The sequence below is a fragment of the Micromonospora sp. SYSU B005 genome (genome assembly GCF_055362685.1).
Map to the genome: position 1 here is coordinate 40057 of NZ_JAXCFU010000002.1, position 17343 is coordinate 57399.

The window sequence follows — 17343 nt, forward strand, 5'->3', positions numbered from 1 at the left end:
CCTCCACTGTCGACGTAGGGCGGGATCGCCGGGCCTCAGGCGGGCGCGACCGGAGTCTTCCCGGGCGGCAGGCCGTCCGGCTGCCGGGGTCGCTCCCGCGCGATCACCAGTGCCACCGAGGCGAGCACCACGGCGCCGGCGAGCACCTGACGTCCGGACAACGACTCATCCAGCACCATCATGCCGAGCAGGACCGCCACCACCGGGTTGACGTACGCGTAGGTGGACGCGAGCTGGATCGGCGCGTTGCGCAGCAGCCACGTGTAGACGCTGAAGCCGACCACTGTGCACACCAGCATCAGGTAGGTCCACGCCAGCCAGGACCGGCCGGTCACGCCGGCCGGGTCGAACCGTCCCAGCTCACCGCTGACCACGCTCGCCACCGCCACCGCGACGCCGCCGACGAGCATCTGCCAGCCGGTGCCGACCAGGTGGTCGGCCGGCATGTGCAGCCGCTGCGACAGCGTCGAGCCCAGCGCCCACACCATCGTGGAGACCACCAGCAGCAGCATCCCGCCGAGGTGCCATCCCTTCGTCGGCACCGAGAACAGCAGCGCCAGCCCGGCCACCCCGCCCAGTACGCCCACCGCCGCGAGCGCCGACGGCCGCGGACCGACCGCCAGCCGCAGCACCAGCACCCACAGCGGCATGCCGGCCACCACCAGCGACGTCAGCCCGGTAGGCACGTACTGCTGGCCCAGGGCGAGCAGCGCGCTGCCCGCACCGACCATCAGCAGCCCGCTGGCGCCCACCCCGCCCCACTGCCGCCGGGGCAGCAGCAGCCCGGCCGGTCCCCGGCGCAGCGCCGCCACCGCGAACAGCAGCAGCGCCGCGGCCAGGAACCGGGCCGAGGTGGCCACCAGCGGCGGAATGCTGTCCAGGGCCACCCGGTTGCCCAGGTAGGTCGAGCCCCAGATCAGGTAGACCGCGCCGAGCCCGACGGCCAGGGCCATCGGGCCGGCGGGCCGCGGCGGATCCGCCGGGTGGCGGGCCGCCGCGGGCCGGGTCAGATCAGCGGTGTCCATTTACCCGGATCGCCACCGCGGTGTTGCCCCGAAGGGCGTTCGAGTACGGACACATCCGGTCGGCCAGCTCCACCGCGCGCTCCAGGTCGGCCTGCGGGCACTGCGGCGCGGACACGTCCAGCACCACGGCGATCGCGTACCGGCCGTCGTCGGTCTGCCCGAGGGAGACCGAGGCGGTGACAGTCGTCGGGCCGGGCTTGACGCCGGCCTGGCGGGCGGCGACGGCGAGCGCGCTGTCGAAGCACGCGGCGTAGCCGGCGGCGAACAGCTCCTCCGGGTCGGTGCCGGGCGCGTCCGGGCCCCGCTGGGCGGGACGGGTCAGGTCGACCCGCAGCGACCCGGTCAGCGACCGGGCGCTTCCGCCCCGGCCGCCGGACACCTCCACCTTCGCGGTGTAGACGGTGTTCGCCGGTACGACCTTCGCCTCGGACGCCGGGGTGCCGACGTTCATGCCGGCACCTCCGTTCCCAGGTCCGCGTGCACCTGCGCGGCGACCGCGTCGGCGAACGCCTCCGGCTGCTCGTCGGCCACGAAGTCGGTGCCGCCGGGGATGGTGACCAGCTCGGCGCTGGGCAGCGCGGCCCGCACCTGGGGCGTCATCCGGTCCAGCAGGTCGTCGGCGCCGTGCAGCAGCACGATGGGCAGCGCGTCCAGGGCGGCCGTGTCGACGTGGTGGTCGAACACCGCCCGGTACGCGGTGGCGTAGTCCGGACCGGTCAGCAGGTACTCGGTGACCTGGCGGTTCGCCTCCTCCGGGGTCAGCGCCGGGTACAGGCCGTACACCCGGTCCCAGATCACCTTCAGGTGCCCGCCGTCGCGGTCCGGGGAGTAGCCGGGCGCGTACGACCGCTTCTTCTCCGCCCGCTCCTGCTCGTCGTAGAGCGGGATGCCCTGCAGGATCAGCCGGTGCACCCGCTCCGGCGCCGACATCATCGCCTGCGCGCCGACGATCGCGCCGGTGTGCTGCCCGAGCAGGTGCACCTTGGACAGCCCGAGGGCGTCGGCGAACTGCCACACGCCGGCCGCGTACTCGGGGATGGACCACGGGCGCGGCGGGGCGTCGGACATCCCGAAGCCCGGCGTGTCCGGGGCGATCACCCGCAGGCCGCGGCGGGCCAGCGGCTCGATCACCGCGTCGTAGGTGGCCGAGGAGAGCGGGGACTGGTGCAGGACCAGCAGCACCGGGGCGTCGGCGTCGCCGCCGTGCCGGTAGTGCACCTGACCCCACGGCACGTCGACGTAGGCGCGGCGGGCCACGCCGCGGGCCCGGGTCACTCGGCCACCGCCAGCGCCGCCATGACCTCGATGACGTGCTTGATGCCGGCCTTGTAGTCGTCCAGCCGGATGTTCTCGTTCGGGCCGTCCACACCGGAGTCGGCGCGGGACACGCCGACGCCGACGATCGGCCGGTCGGCGATCACGCCCTGGTTGCCGATCCACTGCGTGTACGGCTCGATCACCGGTTCGGTCCCGTACACCCGGCGGGCCGCGTCGGCGACCAGCGCGACGAACGGGTCGCGGTGATCGGTGAGGTTGGGCCGGCTGGTCGCCATCACCTCGATGCGCAGGTCACCGAAGCCGGTCGCGGCCAGGTGGTCGCGGATGCAGCCGAGCACGCGGTCCGGATCCTGGCCCGGCACCAGCCGGATCTCCAGCTTCGCCGAGGCGGTGGACGGGATGCCGAGCGTCACGTCGTCGCGCATGTCGCCGCCGGCGAAACCGGCGACGGTGAGCGTCGGCACGGTCCGGATGGCGACCGCGGCGCCCTGGTCGTCCAGGTCACCGGTGAACCGGTCGACCTGGGCCCGCTTGCGCAGGAAGTCCCCGTCGAACGCCACCTTCTCCAGCAGTGCCCGCTCCTCGTCCGTCGGCGGTCGGGCGTCGTCGGCGAAACCGGGGATCGTCACGGTGCCGTCGGGCCGCTGCAACTGCGCCAGGGCGGCGGCCAGCCGGGCCGTGGCAGCCGGCAGCAGCGCGGTGTTCTGGCTGGTCAGGTCGCGCGGCAGGGTCTGTGCGGTGAGCCGCAGGTAGAGCACGCCCTTCTCGGCGAGCTTGAGCAGCAGCCGGTCCTCGCCGTCGAGCCAGGAGTTCTCCCACAGCGCGGCGTCGCTGGCGAGCCGGTCGGCGTGCGCCTCGACGAACGAGCCCAGACCCGGGCTGTGCAGCCACTTCTTGCCCTCGAAGATGATCCGGTTGGTCACCGGCGGGGTCAGCCCGGCCAGCTTCCAGGCCGCCGCCGCGTGGATGCGGGACATGACGACGCCCTTGTCGTCGGCCACGCCCCGGGCGTACAGCCGGCCGTCGTGGATCTCCGCCGCGTACGGCGGGCTGATCCAGTCGGCGTCGTCACCGGCCGGCTCGACCTCCACGTCGTAGTGGGTGAAGTGCAGCAGCGCCTTGTCACCCTCGCCCGGCACCTCGGCCAGCACGTACGGGTACGACTGCTCCCACGGGATGATCTCGGCTTCGCCGCCCCAGCGGCGGACCGACCCGGCGATGAACTCGGCGGTGGCCTCCATCTGCTCCGGCTCCTGGCGGCGGCTGCGGATGCGGCACAGCTGCTGGAGCTCCTCGACGAACTCGTCGAAGTGCGCGTCGACGGCCGCGAGAGCGGCTGCGGTATCCGGTTTGGGCATGGTGGTCCTCACAGAAGGGGTCGGAGAGGGGGAAGTCAGTGGATGGTGACGCCGCCGTCGACGAAGATCGTCTGCCCGGTGGTCATGGCGGCGGCGTCACTGAGCAGGTAGGCGACCGCGTTCGCGACGTCCTGCGGCAGCGCCATCCGGCCCAGCGGGATGGAGGCCATCTTGTCGGCCAGGTACGCGTCGTCGCCGCGGACGTCGGCGGTCATGTCGGTGGGCACGATCGTGGGTCCGACGGCGTTGACCCGGATCCGGTCCGGTGCCCACTCCAGCGCCAGCACGCGTGCCATGTGCATCACGCCGGCCTTGCTGACGCAGTATCCGAGCGTGTTCAGCACCGCGACGTGCCCGTTCGTGGAGCCGATGTTCACCACCGCGCCGCGGGTCTGCCGCAGCGCCGGGTACGCGGCCTGGCTCATCCGGAACGTGCCGGTCAGGTTGACGTCCAGGACGGTGGTGAAGTCCTCCTCGGACATCGTCGCGGCGGGCCCGCGCCGGACGATCCCGGCGTTGTTGACGAGCAGGTCGAGGCGCCCGTGGGCGTCCACGACCTCGGCCACCAGGCCGGCGCAGGAGGCGGCCGACCGGACGTCCACCCGGTGCCGGGTGTGGGCGCCGCCGGTCAGCTCGGCCTCCGCCCAGTCGTCGAGCAGGTCGGCCTGCGCCACCGTCGCGCCGCGCTGTGCGAGGGTCGCGGCGATGCGGGCGCCGATGCCGCGGGCCGCGCCGGTGACCAGTGCCACCCGCCCGTCGAACCGGTTCGGATCGGTGTTCATGTCTCGTGTCCTGCCTTTCCCGTTCGGCCACCGGCCGGGCGGGCGTGAACCACGCCCGGCCGGTGCTCCGCACGCGTGACGGCGGTCCCGTCAGCTGCCGTCACGCGCCGATCACCTTCGTGTCCTCGGCCCAGAAGGCCAGCCGCTTCTGCAGCAGCCGGATCACGAAGTGCGCCACCAAACCCATCACCGACAGCACCACCAGGACGGCGAACATGCCGGCGATGTCGAAGTTGTAGTTGGTCTGCAGCAGCAGGTAGCCCAGGCCCTCCTTGGCGCCGATGAACTCGCCGACGACCGCGCCGAGGATGGCGAAGACGATGCCGATGTCCAGGCCGGCGAAGATGAACGGCAGCGCACTGGGCAGCCGGACCATCCGGAAGATCTGGGTCTTGCTCGCGCCGAACACCGTCAGCATCTGGATCTTGTCGGCGTCGGCCGCCCGCAGGCCCTCGATGACGTTCACCAGCATCGGGAAGAACGAGATCACCGCGGCCATGACCACCTTGCTGGTCAGGCCGAAACCGAACCAGACCACGAACAGCGGGGCCAGGGCGACCTTCGGCACGGTCTGGAAGGCCACGATGTACGGCATCAGGGTGGCTTCGACGATCTTGATCTGGGAGATGAACGTGCCGAGGACCAGCGCGGCCCCGACGCCGATCACGAACCCGAGCAGCGCCTCCTGGGTGGTCACCCAGAAGTGACCCCAGAACTGGTCGTCGCCGAGCTGCTGCCACAGCGACTCGACCACGCTCGACGGCAGCGGCAGGACGTACTCGTCGACGCCGATGAGCTGGACGCCGTACTCCCAGGCCAGCACGACCACGACGAAGACCGTCGGGACCAGCCAGAGCTGGGGCTTCTCGCGGAGGTCGAACTTGCGCCGGGCGGGCTTGGTGGGCCGGGCGGACGGCGCCGGTGGCTGGGCCGGCTCGCGGACCAGGTTGCTTGTTGCCATGGCTGTCCCTCGTCAGTCGATAACGCCGGCGGCGTTGAAGTGTCGGCGGATCCGCTCCACGTAGACCCCGGCCCGGTCGGACGACATGACGCCGAGGTCACGCGGCCGCTCCAGGTCGATGTCCATGACCTCCGCGATCCGGCCCGGCCGGGGGCTGAGCACGACCACCCGGTCGGAGAGGAAGACCGCCTCCGGGATGGAGTGCGTGACCAGCACGATCGTCTGGTTGCTCTCCTGCCAGATGCGCAGCAGCTCCACGTTCATGTACTCGCGCGTCATCGCGTCGAGCGCGCCGAACGGCTCGTCCATCAGCAGTACCGCCGGGTCGTGCACCAGGGCCCGGCAGATGCCGGCCCGCTGCTGCATGCCGCCGCTGAGCTCGTGCGGGTACTTCTGCTCGAAGCCGTTGAGACCGACCATGTCGAGCAGTTGCTGGGCGCGTTCCCGGTGCCGGCGGGGATCCAGTCGCTGGATCTCCGCCGGCACCATCACGTTGTCGAAGATGGTGCGCCACGGCAGCAGCGTCGGTGCCTGGAACACCATCCCGACCTCGGGAAGGGGCTTCGTCACGTCCCGCCCGGCGATCCGTACCGCGCCGCCGGACTTCGGGCTGAGCCCGGCGAGGATCTTCAGCAAAGTGGTCTTGCCGCACCCGGACGGTCCCACGACCGAGATGAACTCGCCGCGACGTACCGTCAGGTTGATGTCGCTCAACGCCTGGGTCGGTGCCGACTTCCGGGGCCGGTACTCCTTGTCCAGCCCGTCGATCTCGATCCAGGAGTCTTCCGACACCGATGCCGGAGCCTGCGTCTGCGCCCGGCGGGCCGTCGCCTTGATGGCCATCGAAATCCCTTCCGCTGTCCGCTGCCTAGGCGGTGTAGTTCGCGGCCTTGCTCAGCACCGCGGCCTTGTCGAAGTTGTTGGCGCCGGAGAGCAGGCTCGGGTCCCACAGCTTCTTGAGGTCGACCTCGCCGGTGATCTGCCCGGCCTCCTTGGTGTACGCCTGGGTCTTCGCCCACTCCTCGTCGCTGATCGCGCCCCAGTCGCCGAACTGCTCCGGGTCGCCGCTGGCCGGGGTGGCCGTCTTCAGCCAGGCGGTCAGGCTCTCGGTGTCCGCCTTGAGGCGCTCGTCGGCGGACTTGCCGGCGAGGATCTGCGGGAACACCTTGTAGCCGATCTTCATGGCGGCCTCGGGGTTCTTGGCCGAGAAGAGCATCGCCTTGTACGCCGCGCGCAGGAACCGCTCGTAGGAGTCCTTCTTGGCGTCGAAGTCACGGGCGCCGACGCTGAAGGTGAGCGACCGGATGCCGGAGAACACGTCCGGGTTGGTCAGGTACTTCAGCTCGGTGCCGGCGTTCTCGATGACCGCGTACGCCTGGGTGTAGAGCGCCAGCATGTCGACCTTGCCGTCGTTGAGCGCGGCGGCGGCCTGCGCGCCGACGCCCACCGGCAGCAGCTCGACGTCCTCGGCCGGGTCCAGGCCGGCGGCCTTGACGTAGGCGCGGGCGTACGGGGCCGAGCCGGAGGCCAGGCTGATCACGCCGATCTTCTTGCCGCGCAGGTCCGCGCCGCCGGTGATCGGGGAGTCCGGCTTCACCGCCATCACCCACGGCCAGTTCTGCACCAGGCCGCCGACAGCCTTGATCGGCACGTTCTTCTCCACGGCGCCGAGCGCCGAGCCGGCGTCGGCGGGGGTGATGTCGCCGCTGCCGGACGCGACCGCCTGGAGGGCGGCGACCGAGCCGTCGGCGTTGATCGTCTCGACGGTCAGCTTCTCCTCGGCGAAGTAGCCGAGTTCCTTGGCGACCGCGTAGACGGCCACCTCCTCCTTCGGGCCGATCACGGCGGAGGCGATGGCCATGGTCAGCTTCGCCTCCTTGCCCTCGCCGCCGGCCTCGTCGTCGGAGCCGCCGCCGCACGCGGCCAGGACCAGCGCGGTGGCCAACGCCGCCGGGAGCAGGGCCCACTTTCGTTTCATATGCACACACCTCGTCATGAGTCGGGGGAGACCACCTCCGCCGCCGGAGCGGCGGAGGTGGGGGAATCAGCTGTCGCGCTACCGCGCGACCGTTGTCCGTCAGGCGTCGCGCTGCTGCGCGACGAGTGCCAGATCGTTGTAGACGTGCTGCTCGACGATCAGTCCGCCGTCGAGCACGAAGACGTCCGCGTAGCGGATGTCCTCGAACGGAGTGCCGTCGAGCCATTCCCCGTACAGCCGCCCGAGCGAGGTCACAGTGACCCGCCCGTCGGCCTCGCCCACCAGGTAGCGGTCCCGGTGCTTGCGCACCCACCGGTAGGTTCCGGTCGACGCGGCCGCCATCTCCCGCAGCGACGAGTACTCCCGGCCGCCCGGGAAGACCAACCGCGCCCGCTCCGCGAGAAAGCGCCCCGCTTCGTCGAGTTCGCGGTCCTCGCACAGCTGCAGGTAGCTGTCGATCAGACCGGGCGCGTCCGGTGTGCTCATCAGCCGGTCTTCTCGCTCAGCGCCGCCTCCCACTGGTCCCGCAGCGGGTGCTCCGCGGGGCCGTGCTCGGTGAGGATGCGCATCAGGCGGGCCAGCAGTGCGTCCCGCTCCCGGTCGAGGACCTGCTGCTCCTCCTCGGTGGAGACGAACTCGTCGACGGCGCCCGCGGTGAGCGCGCCGGAGCGGGTCAGCAGCGCCTCGACGACGCGTACTCGCTGGCGGGTCACGTGCAGCTCCGTGGACAGCTGCAGCACCAGGTCGAGCAGCTTGCCGACCTTGGGGTCTCCGAAGTAGTCGAACTCGTTGCTCATCACGCCTCCGGCTTGGTCGCGGCCAGTACGGCCCAGGGGAAGTGCCACTCGGGACGGTCGCCCCAGCCCTGCGGCTGGACGCCGTTGCGGCGCTCGTCGAACGGGGTCCACGACACGTCGGTCAGACCGGCCTCGGTGCAGACCTCGATCAGGTCGGAGCCGAACAGGTCGTGGAAGAACGGCTCGTTGTTGCGCTCGGCGTGCTCGTAGACGGTGGCGTCGCGCAGCGGGTCGCCGGTGAGCATGAACTCCAGGAAGCGCAGCGAGCCGCCCGGCTTGAGCAGGCGCGCGGCCTCCAGGATCGTCTCCCGGATCGCGGCGGCCGGCATCTCGTGCAGCACCATCGTGCCGGTGACCACGTCGCAGCTGTCCGGCTCGATGCCGGTGGTCCGGCCGTCGGCCTGCCGGTAGTCGATCGCGAGTCCGGTCGCCTCGGCCTCGGCGTGGGCCAGGCGCAGACCCGGCGCGGCCAGGTCCACGCCGATCACCTGCGCGGTCGGGTACTTGGCCGGCAGCGGGCGGGTGCTCTTGCCGAAACCGCACCCGATGTCGACGATCCGGGTCGCCGCCGGCAGTTCGGGCAGCGCGGTCTTGGCGAACAGCGTGTGGAACTTGTAGCCGTCGTTGTCGCGCAGCATGACGATGCGCGCGCCGAACTCGTACACGTAGGCCGACATGTCGTCGGAGAAGAAGCTGCCGGGCTGGATGTGGATGTCGTAGTCGGTGTACCAGTCGGGCAGCTCCAGGTCGGGGTTCAGCTCCAGCGAGCCCTTCGGCTGCTCGGGCAGCGAGGTGAGCTGGTCGGTCAGCTCCTCGCGGCGGCTGAGCACCGCGTCGCCGGCGACCTTCCAGAGCATCTTCTGCTGCACCCGCTCCAGGTGGCTGAACCACGGGTAGAGCGGAAGACCACGCAGCACCTGGCCGGCGTCGGCGACGGTGGCGGCGGACGCCCCGGTGGCGCCGTACTCCTCGCGCAGCGCCGGGTAGACGGTGTCCGCCCAGCGCTTGCGCAGGCCGAGGACGAAGTCCACGGCGGAACGCTCATCCAGGGTGAGGCGCTCCTCGATGTCCAGCATGCTTGTCTCCTCTACAGGTGGGGGAGGTCCGGTCCGCGGTGCACCGCGACCGGGGTGGACGGGTCAGTGGGCGTACCGCACGCGCTGGGCGGACGCGGTGTCGAAGGCGCCGAGGAACGCGCCGGCCATCCGTCCCTCGTAGACGGCCTCGAAGGCGGTGCGGGGGGCGTTCGCGTCGCCGACGACGTGGATGCGGGGGCCGTCGGGCAACGCGTCGAGCTGCCGGTACAACTCGTCCGCGGCCTGCGCCGAACCGCCGTCGACGACCGTGGTGACGTCCTCGACGAGCGTGTCGCCGCCGGCGAGCGGGCCGCCGAGGGCCACCGTGGTGGCGCCCGCGGCGCGGGCGGTCCGCATCGGGTGGACCGCGATCCCCAGGTCCGCGAAGCGCTTGAGCAGCGCGAGCCGCGAGTACGTGGTGATCTTGGCGCTCACCGTGGCGGTGGGGGAGACGAGGTGGACGCGGGCGCCCCGCCGGGCGAACGCCTCCGCCACCGACGCCGCCGACCAGGTGCCCTCGTCGTCGAGCAAGACGACGGTGCCGGCCGGCCGGTAGCCGGGGTCGGCCAGGTGGTCGACGGCCTGCCAAATGTCGATCACCGGCGGGCCGCCGGGCAGGTCGCGGCGGGCGGGCCGGGAGCCGGTGGCGAGGACGACGTCCTGGTAGCCGCCGGACAGCACGTCCTCGACGCCGGCGCGGTGGCCGAGCCGGACCGGGATGCCGGCGGCCGCCACGTCGCGGGCCAGGTCGCGGGTGAGCAGGCCGAGCCGCTCCCGGCCGGGTACGCGCGCGGCCACCTCGACCTGCCCGCCGAGCCGGTCGCGTGCCTCGACCACTGTCACCCGGTGCCCGGCCCGGTGCGCGGAGAGGGCTGCCTCCAAGCCGGCCGGACCGCCGCCGACGACCAGGACGTCCCGCGCGCCGGACGGTCCGGGCAGTTCCGGCCAGGCGTCGGCCCACTCCCGCTCGGCGCCGACCTCGGGGTTCACCACGCAGGAGATGGGCAGGCTGCTCTCCAGCCGGCCGATGCAGCCCTGGTTGCAGGCCAGGCAGGCGCGTACCTCGTGCTGGCGGCCCTGCTCGGCCTTGCGGACCAGGTGCGGGTCGGCGATGTGCGGGCGGGCCAGGCCGACCAGGTCGGCCTCACCGGCGGCGACGAGTTCGGCCGCCTCCGGCAGGCTGTCCAGCCGGCACACCGCGAGCACCGGCAGGTCCGGGAACTCCCGCTTGAACAGCGCCGCGTGGTGCCGGAACGGGGCGTGGCCGAAGCTCATGTCCGCCATCTGCGTCGCGAGCGAGAAGCTGCCGTGGTAGGCGGAGTGGCTGACGTGCACGTAGGCGAGGGGGAACTCGGCGCGCAGCTTCCCGACGATCTCCAGCACGGCGGCCGGGTCGAGGCCGCCGGGCAGGAACTCGTCGGCGCTGACCCGCAGCCCGACGGGCAGGTCGGGGGCGGCAGCGAGAACCGCCGTGAGCACCTCGCGGGTCAGGCGCATCCGGTTGTCGAGGCTGCCGCCGTACGCGTCGTCGCGGGTGTTCGTGTGCGGCGAGAGGAACTGCTGGAGAAGGTGGCCGTGGCCGGCGTGCACCTCCAGGCCGTCGAAGCCGGCCTCGCGCATGCGCCGCGCGGCGGCGGCGAACGCCTCGACGACGACGGCGATGTCCCGGCGTCCCATCGCGTGCGGCACGTGCGAGCCGGCCGCCCACGGCACCGGCGACGAGGACCAGGCGGCGGTACGCGTCGCGTCGCCGTTGGCCTGCCGTCCGGCGTGCATGATCTGGGCGAACATGCGGGCCCCGTGCTCGTGCACGGCCTCGGTCACCGCCGCGTACGCCGGGATCGACGAGTCGTCGAAGCTGCCGAGGCTGATGCTGCGGCCCGCGCTCGTGGGGTGCACGCGGATGGCCTCGGTGATGATCAGGCCGGCGCCGCCGCGCGCCCGCTCCGCGTGGTAGGCGACGTGGCGGGCGGTGGGCACATTGTTCAGTCCGAAGTTGGTGGTGTGGCCGGGGACGAAGACCCGGTTCCGCAATGTGAGACGACCGAGCCGGGTGGGGGAGAGAAGAGCGAGAAGCTTGTCGTCGAGCATGCCTCGGACTTCCTGTTTCGGGCCGCACTCGGCGAGGCCGAGAGCGTTCGGATGAACCGTACGCCGTTCGATTGAGTGGAACGGTAGGGCCGGGTTCACATGCCGTCAACGGGCTACTGAGCAGTAACTTAGTTCGCCGCACCGCCCCTGAGCTGCTGTTCCACTAGGCGGAACGCTGACCGACGATGACCGTCGATGCGGCGGTCGATCGTTCGGTTCCTCCTGATCGGACGACGGTGCCGGCCGCCGCTCGCCGGTCGGCGGCCCGCGCCGATCGTTCGGCCGGCCGCACCCGGCCCCGTCGGCGGCCCGCCGCCGGGACCGCCGGCCCGCCTCCCGGCGCGGCCCCGGACACGCGCCGGCCCGGGCCGCCGCCCGGCCGCACCGGTGGGTGCGGCCGTTGCGACGACCCGGGCCGTCGTCCGTCAGCGGATGTGGTGGAGGCGCGGTCGCCGGCCGTCCCGGAGGGGGGCGGTCAGCCGGCGTCCGGACGCAGGTACGGCGTGAGCAACTCGCGGGCGAGGCTGGTGGCCGCCGGAAGGTCGAGACCGTTCTCGATCATCCGGCTCAGGGCGTAGACGACCGACTGGACGAGTTCCGCCATCCGGTCCGGGTCGCTCGCCCCGTGCTCGGTGAGCGCGGCGCGCAACGGCGCCTCGAGGCTGTCGTGCAGCAGCCGGCTGGAGGTCGCCAGCACCTCGCTGTTGCCCGCCGACGCCAACGCCCGGGCCAGCGCGTGGTCGCCCCGCGCGACCAGCTGCAGGTTGGCCTCGACGTACGCCAGGATCCTCGCGCCCGGCGTGCGGGCCTCGGCCATCCGCTTCTCGACGAAGGCCGACCACCGGGGGAACGTGTCGGCGACCAGCACGTCGAACATGTCGGTGCGGGACTTGAAATACGAGTACGCGCTGGACCGGGCCAGCCCGGCGTGCCGGGCCACGTCGGCCAGGCTCGGGATCTGCTCCGGGTGCTCGGAGAGCAGGGTGCGGGCGGCGTCGAGCAACGCCGCCCGCTGCGCGGCCCGGTGTTCCGCGACGGTCGAGGCTTGGATCTTCGGCACCGCGACCTCCCCGTGTCTCCCGCCGCCCGTGTCCGGTCCGCGTCGCTCCCTGCTCGTCGCGGTCAGCTGCTCGTGGCGAGCTTGCCGTCGATCATCTCGTAGATGGTGTCACAGTATTGCAGCACGTCGTGATCGTGAGTGACCATCACGACGGCCACCGAACGCTCCCGCGCCTCCTGGGCGAGCAGCTGCACGATGTCGTGGCTGCGGGCCCGGTCCAGCGCCGCCGTCGGCTCGTCCACCAGCAGCACCGACGGCTCGGTCATCAGCGCCCGGGCGATGCCGACGCGCTGGCGCTCGCCGCCGGAGAGCTGGTGCGGCCGCCGGTCGGCCTTACCGGCCAGGCCGACGTGCGCGAGCATCTCCAGCGGGTCGCGTCCGGTCCGCTCCCGTCGCCCGCCCAGCCGCAGCGGCAGGCGCAGCTGGTCGGCGGCGGTCAGCGCGGGCAGCAGGTTGCCCGACTGGAACACGAACCCCACGTGCCGGCGGCGCAGCTCGGTGCGCGCCCGGCGGCTGGACACGGTCATGTCGTGCCCGGCCACGGTGACGGTGCCCTCGTCGGGGCGGGCCAGCCCGCCGGCCACGGCGAGCAGGCTGGACTTGCCCGCGCCGGACGGCCCGACGATCGCGGCCAGCTCACCCGGCGCGACGGTCAGATCCACGTCGTCGAGCGCGTGCACGGTCTCCGCGCCGTCGCCGTGCCGCAGGTGGACGCCGCGCATGACCAGGCCGAGGTCGGCCGGGGCGGTGCCCGCCGTCGAGGGGGACGCTGTGGGCCGGCTGCTCATCGGTTGCCTCCCAGGGCGGTCGCCGGGTCGATGGAGGTGAGGCGGACGACGGCGGCTGCCGCGCCGACCAGGCCGAGCACGAGCAGGCCGGCCGCGGCGGCGGCGATGCTCTGCGGGTGCAGCGCGAACGGGACGTTGCCGCCCGAGATCAGCGCGCCGAGACCGAGGCCGATCCCCATGCCGACCGCGATGGCGACTGCCAGCAGGATGAGTGCCTGGGTGAGCGCGTCGCGCAGCACCCAGCCGGTCGATGCACCAAGTGCCCGCAGCACCGCGACCTCCTGCCTGCGCTGGATCGCCCAGACCGCGAAGAACGCGCCGGCCACGAGCGCCGAGATCGCGTAGAGGAAGCCCTGGATCAGCTGGAGCGTGGTGGTCTCGGCGGTGTAGCCGGGCGAGGCGCCGTACGACTCGTCGAGCGTCAGGCTCTCCGTGCCCGCCGCCTTGTCGCCGGCGGCCAGGTCCACCGAGGCGCCGTCGGCCGCGCGGACCGCGACGGCGGTGATCTCCTGGGCGGCCTGGGCCGGCACCTGTGCGCCGGCCGGGGTGCCGGACTTGACCTCCTGCCACGTCGCCAGCGGCACGTACGCCACGTCGACGTGGCCGAACGTGTCCTGCTGCTCGGTGACGCCGACGACGCGCAGCCGCGTGCCCAGCCGGTCCACCGTCACGGTGTCGCCGACCCGCAGGCCCGCGTCGATAGCGGTGGGGCTCACCACGATCCCGTCCGCCGGGCCGAGCCGGTCGCCCTCGCTGACGGCGGGCGACAGGAACGATCCGGTCTCGACGCCGAACAGCGCCAGGTCGACCTCGGTGCCCCCGTCGGTACGTCCGTTGATGAGCGTGTTGCCGAACGGGGTCGCCTCGGCCACGCCCGGCTGGTCGCGCCAGGTGTCCACCGCCGAGGCGTCCACCACGCTGCGCGAGAACGCCGAGTCGTGCTGCACGCCGTGGGCGAAGGCGAACGAGGTGACCGGCAGGTTCTGCAGGCCGGAGACGCCGTCACGGACCAGCCCGACGGACAGGCCGGACAACATCACCATCAGCACCGAGATCAGCGCGATCACGGCCCCCATCAGGGCGAACCGCAGCCGCGCGAACCCCAGCTCGCGAATGGCCAGGAACATCAGCCGCCACCTCTCAATCTTGTCGACACCATGTCGCCATGTTAGCAACACGGTGTCGGCAAGATGGTGGTGGTGGTTGTCTAGCCGGCCACACTCCGTGACGGGACCGGCGATGCGCGGCCTGCCGCGCCCGGCGTCAGGCGGTTACCGGGCCCGCGGTGGCGCGGCGCGCGCGCCGTCCGAGGACGGTCACCGCGACCACGATGATCGGCGCGAGCGTGAGGTGACACGCGGCCAGCGTGATCTTGCTGGTGGCGTCCAGGTCGGCGGGCAGCGTCATGGTGGCGATCGTGAGCACCGCGAGCGCCGGGCCGACGATCAGCGCCGCCCGGACCACCCAGGCGAACCGGGGCGCCAGCACGGCGACGGCGGTGAGGCCGAGCGCCAGCGGCAGTGCGCTGAAGCCCGCGACGGTCACCGCGTCGGCCTCGACCCGCCGGTCGTCGGCGGTGAACAGGAAGCTGCCGCCGGCCGCCCGGCCGATCGCGTACACGATCAGGTTGACGACCACCGCGACGGCGGTGGCGAGGGCGACGACGGCGGTGCGGGGCAGGTCAGCCACGGGAGGTCTCCTCTGCGTGCTCTCGGGTCAGGTACGCCTCGATGCGGGCGAACGCCCCCGTCCAGACCTCGCCGACGAAGAAGTCGCGCAGCTGCGGGGTGGGGAAGCCGCTCTGCACCACGGTCATCAGCGTGCCGCCGTCGCGCGCCTCGAAGGTCACCTCGATGCGCGTGGTCATGGTCGTGCCGTCCGGGCCGGTGCCCGTCGACTCGGTGACCAGCCGGTGCGGGCGGTCGATCTCCAGGAACGTCTGCGTCTCGCGGAACAGCATGTCGGGGGAGGGGCCCCAGACCGCGGTCTGCCTCCCACCGACCCGCAGGTCGACGTCGATCTCCACGATGCCGGGCTCCTCGTCGAGGATGCCGAACCAGATCTTCTGTTTGCCGGCGTCGGTGTAGGCGTCGAACGCCTCGTCAGGGGTGCCCGGAAGGTGTCGTGTCACTCGCATGTGGAGCGTCATGGTCGCGGTCCTCCGTGGTGAGTGTCAGGTAGGCGTCGAGGCCGTCGAGGCGACGCGCCCAGAGCCGTCGGTAGAAGGCGATCCAGGCCATCGCCGAGTCCAGCGGCGCCTCACTGAGCCGGCACTGCCGGGACCGGCCGACCTTGCGCGTCACCACGAGGCCCGCGTCCTCCAGCGCGCGGACGTGCTTGCGCATGCCGGTGAGGGTCATCCCGGTGGGCTCGGTGAGCTCGGTGATGGTGGCCGGGCCCGCGCCGAGCCGGATCAGGATGTCGCGTCGGGTCGGGTCGGCCAGGCTGGCGAACACCCGGTCGAGCGTCTCTTGCTGAACCACGAGGTTCACCGTACGACACTGAACCGATCGGTTCAACGTTTTTGCCGGAGGTGGGGCGTACGGCCCCGGTTGCGGGCCTCTGCGGATCTGGGTGCCACCCATTGCTCAGTGGTCTGACCACCTGGAGGCTTGTGGGTGGTGGTGGGGTGGATTGCGGTCGCTCACCCGTTCGGCGCGACGGCCTCGGGCGTTCGGTCCGGCCTGGCTCCGTTGTCCGGCCCTGCGCGCGATACCCGTCCCGACCTGCGGGAATGTTCCCCGATTCGGGTAACGGAAAGGTCACGAGGTATTCCTGCGACGCGGTCGCGCTCGGTACGTTCCACGAGGCATGAGGTCAGACCTCGATCCTCATGCCTCTAGCTGACGAGGTGAGCAGACCAGTGCAGGAACCCGCCCCCCGCTACGCCGGATACCGGTCCTTCGACTACCTGGTGCCGCATGTGGACTACAAGGTCTTCGAGCTCGCGCCGCAGATCGGCCGGGTGCCGGAACACGACCTCGGCCTGAGCGACGAGCAGCGAGCCCGGGTCTCCCGGCTGCTGCGTGAGCACATGGCCATCTCGCTCCACGAACACCCGAAGATCCTGCCGGCCGACGTGACGCAGTTGCGCGACTACAACCGGACCGGCCGTAACGCCTTCGGGTTCGAGGGCCTGGCCCGCTCCGGCATGACCGCGGTCTTCGACAACTTCATGAACGGCACCGGCTGCGTGACCAGCGAGCACGCCTGGAAGTGGGACGACGTCATCTACGACATCGGCCTGCGCTTCGCCGACGTCGCCAAGCAGGACCACGTGGTGGTGGCGACCACGCTCGAACAGATCTTCGAGGCCAAGCGCAACGGGCAGATCGCCCTGGTGGCCGGCCTGGAAGCAGCCACGATGATCGAGAACGAGCTGGACCGGATCGACATCCTCTACGGCTTCGGCGTACGCCAGATGGGCATCGCGTACAGCCAGGCGAACATGCTCGGTTCCGGCCTCTCCGAGGACCGCGACGGCGGGCTGACGCACTTCGGCCGACGTGCGGTGGACCGGATGAACAAGCTCGGCATCGCCATCGACATCTCGCACTCCGGCGACCAGACGTCGCTGGATGTGATCGAGGCCAGCCGGGTGCCGGTGTTCATCACCCACGCCGGTGCCCGCTCGGTCTGGAACACCTCCCGCATGAAGCCGGACGAGGTGATCCGGGCCTGTGCCGAGCGAGGTGGCGTGATCGGCATCGAGGCCGCCCCGCACACCACGCTCTCGCAGGCGCACCAGCACCATTCGATCGAGTCGGTGATGGACCACTTCACCTACTGCGTCGACCTGGTCGGCATCGACCACGTCACGTTCGGCCCGGACACCATGTTCGGCGACCACGTGGGGGTGCACGACACCTACGCCGGCAACTACGCCCACGACGCCGGCAACCGTCCGCAGCACCCGCGGGTGGAGTACGTGTCCGGGCTGGAGAATCCGGGCGAGGCGTTCGGCAACATCGTGGGCTGGCTGGTGGCGCACGACTACTCCGACGACGAGATCGCCAAGGTGATCGGCGGCAACACGATCCGGGTGCTGGAGCAGGTCTGGTGACGCCGTCCCGGGTGATCGGCTGAGCGCACGCGGACGAACTACACTCCGTACGCCGACGCGGCGGCGGGCAGTGATGAGGTGAGGGC

At 71.8% G+C, this 17343-nt stretch carries 19 protein-coding genes; 1 reads left to right on the forward strand and 18 read right to left on the reverse strand.

Going from position 1 to position 17343, the window contains the following annotated elements; all coding sequences use genetic code 11:
• Positions 1 to 35 precede the first annotated feature (35 nt).
• The 18 genes from SM452_RS05435 to SM452_RS05520 form a co-directional block, all read right to left on the reverse strand.
• Complete coding sequence (locus tag SM452_RS05435) at positions 36 to 1025, reverse strand: EamA family transporter (RefSeq protein ID WP_463839401.1); 990 nt, start codon at positions 1023 to 1025, stop codon at positions 36 to 38.
• Complete coding sequence (locus tag SM452_RS05440) at positions 1012 to 1476, reverse strand: Ohr family peroxiredoxin (RefSeq protein WP_043323200.1); 465 nt, start codon at positions 1474 to 1476, stop codon at positions 1012 to 1014. The genes SM452_RS05435 and SM452_RS05440 overlap by 14 nt, the downstream gene beginning before the upstream one ends.
• The gene (locus SM452_RS05445) at positions 1473 to 2300 is read right to left on the reverse strand and encodes an alpha/beta fold hydrolase (RefSeq protein ID WP_463839402.1); all 828 of its coding nucleotides are present in this window, start codon (positions 2298 to 2300) and stop codon (positions 1473 to 1475) included. Before SM452_RS05445 ends, SM452_RS05440 begins: the two co-directional genes overlap by 4 nt.
• Entirely contained in the window at positions 2297 to 3661 is a 1365-nt protein-coding gene (locus SM452_RS05450; protein ID WP_013476397.1) for a M20/M25/M40 family metallo-hydrolase, read from the reverse strand. Before SM452_RS05450 ends, SM452_RS05445 begins: the two co-directional genes overlap by 4 nt.
• 35 nt (positions 3662 to 3696) lie before the next feature.
• Complete coding sequence (locus tag SM452_RS05455) at positions 3697 to 4443, reverse strand: SDR family NAD(P)-dependent oxidoreductase (protein ID WP_262011966.1); 747 nt, start codon at positions 4441 to 4443, stop codon at positions 3697 to 3699.
• Positions 4444 to 4543: 100 nt separating this feature from the next.
• Entirely contained in the window at positions 4544 to 5404 is an 861-nt protein-coding gene (locus SM452_RS05460) for an ABC transporter permease (RefSeq protein ID WP_262011965.1), read from the reverse strand.
• Positions 5405 to 5416: 12 nt separating this feature from the next.
• Positions 5417 to 6196 carry an ABC transporter ATP-binding protein gene (locus tag SM452_RS05465; protein ID WP_355509869.1) on the reverse strand — a complete coding sequence of 260 codons (780 nt, stop codon included), beginning with the start codon at positions 6194 to 6196 and terminating at the stop codon, positions 5417 to 5419.
• A 76-nt stretch (positions 6197 to 6272) separates the two neighbouring features.
• The gene (locus tag SM452_RS05470; protein WP_463839403.1) at positions 6273 to 7382 is read right to left on the reverse strand and encodes an ABC transporter substrate-binding protein; all 1110 of its coding nucleotides are present in this window, start codon (positions 7380 to 7382) and stop codon (positions 6273 to 6275) included.
• 99 nt (positions 7383 to 7481) lie between these two features.
• On the reverse strand, positions 7482 to 7868 hold the full coding sequence (locus SM452_RS05475) for a nuclear transport factor 2 family protein (RefSeq protein ID WP_013286889.1): 387 nt from the start codon (positions 7866 to 7868) through the stop codon (positions 7482 to 7484).
• Positions 7868 to 8179: a hypothetical protein gene (locus SM452_RS05480; protein ID WP_194799033.1), complete on the reverse strand. Its 312-nt coding sequence runs from the start codon at positions 8177 to 8179 to the stop codon at positions 7868 to 7870. The genes SM452_RS05475 and SM452_RS05480 overlap by 1 nt, the downstream gene beginning before the upstream one ends.
• A complete protein-coding gene (locus tag SM452_RS05485; RefSeq protein WP_463839404.1) occupies positions 8179 to 9255 on the reverse strand; it encodes a class I SAM-dependent methyltransferase in 1077 nt (358 codons plus the stop codon). Before SM452_RS05485 ends, SM452_RS05480 begins: the two co-directional genes overlap by 1 nt.
• 63 nt (positions 9256 to 9318) lie before the next feature.
• Positions 9319 to 11346 carry an oxidoreductase gene (locus tag SM452_RS05490; protein ID WP_463839405.1) on the reverse strand — a complete coding sequence of 676 codons (2028 nt, stop codon included), beginning with the start codon at positions 11344 to 11346 and terminating at the stop codon, positions 9319 to 9321.
• A gap of 475 nt (positions 11347 to 11821) precedes the next feature.
• The gene (locus SM452_RS05495) at positions 11822 to 12406 is read right to left on the reverse strand and encodes a TetR/AcrR family transcriptional regulator (protein WP_262011960.1); all 585 of its coding nucleotides are present in this window, start codon (positions 12404 to 12406) and stop codon (positions 11822 to 11824) included.
• Positions 12407 to 12468: 62 nt separating this feature from the next.
• A complete protein-coding gene (locus SM452_RS05500; protein ID WP_262011959.1) occupies positions 12469 to 13194 on the reverse strand; it encodes an ABC transporter ATP-binding protein in 726 nt (241 codons plus the stop codon).
• Positions 13191 to 14321, reverse strand: coding sequence for an ABC transporter permease (locus tag SM452_RS05505; RefSeq protein WP_262011958.1), 1131 nt, complete (start codon positions 14319 to 14321; stop codon positions 13191 to 13193). Before SM452_RS05505 ends, SM452_RS05500 begins: the two co-directional genes overlap by 4 nt.
• Before the next feature lie 136 nt (positions 14322 to 14457).
• Positions 14458 to 14883, reverse strand: coding sequence for a DUF6069 family protein (locus SM452_RS05510; RefSeq protein ID WP_463839406.1), 426 nt, complete (start codon positions 14881 to 14883; stop codon positions 14458 to 14460).
• Positions 14876 to 15343, reverse strand: a complete 468-nt coding sequence (locus SM452_RS05515) for an SRPBCC family protein (protein ID WP_262011956.1) — start codon at positions 15341 to 15343, stop codon at positions 14876 to 14878. The genes SM452_RS05510 and SM452_RS05515 overlap by 8 nt, the downstream gene beginning before the upstream one ends.
• Complete coding sequence (locus SM452_RS05520) at positions 15297 to 15677, reverse strand: ArsR/SmtB family transcription factor (RefSeq protein WP_463839407.1); 381 nt, start codon at positions 15675 to 15677, stop codon at positions 15297 to 15299. The genes SM452_RS05515 and SM452_RS05520 overlap by 47 nt, the downstream gene beginning before the upstream one ends.
• Positions 15678 to 16045: 368 nt before the next feature.
• Between SM452_RS05520 and SM452_RS05525 the strand changes: the two genes are divergently transcribed.
• Positions 16046 to 17257 carry a dipeptidase gene (locus SM452_RS05525; RefSeq protein WP_463839408.1) on the forward strand — a complete coding sequence of 404 codons (1212 nt, stop codon included), beginning with the start codon at positions 16046 to 16048 and terminating at the stop codon, positions 17255 to 17257.
• The last annotated feature ends 86 nt before the right edge of the window (positions 17258 to 17343 follow it).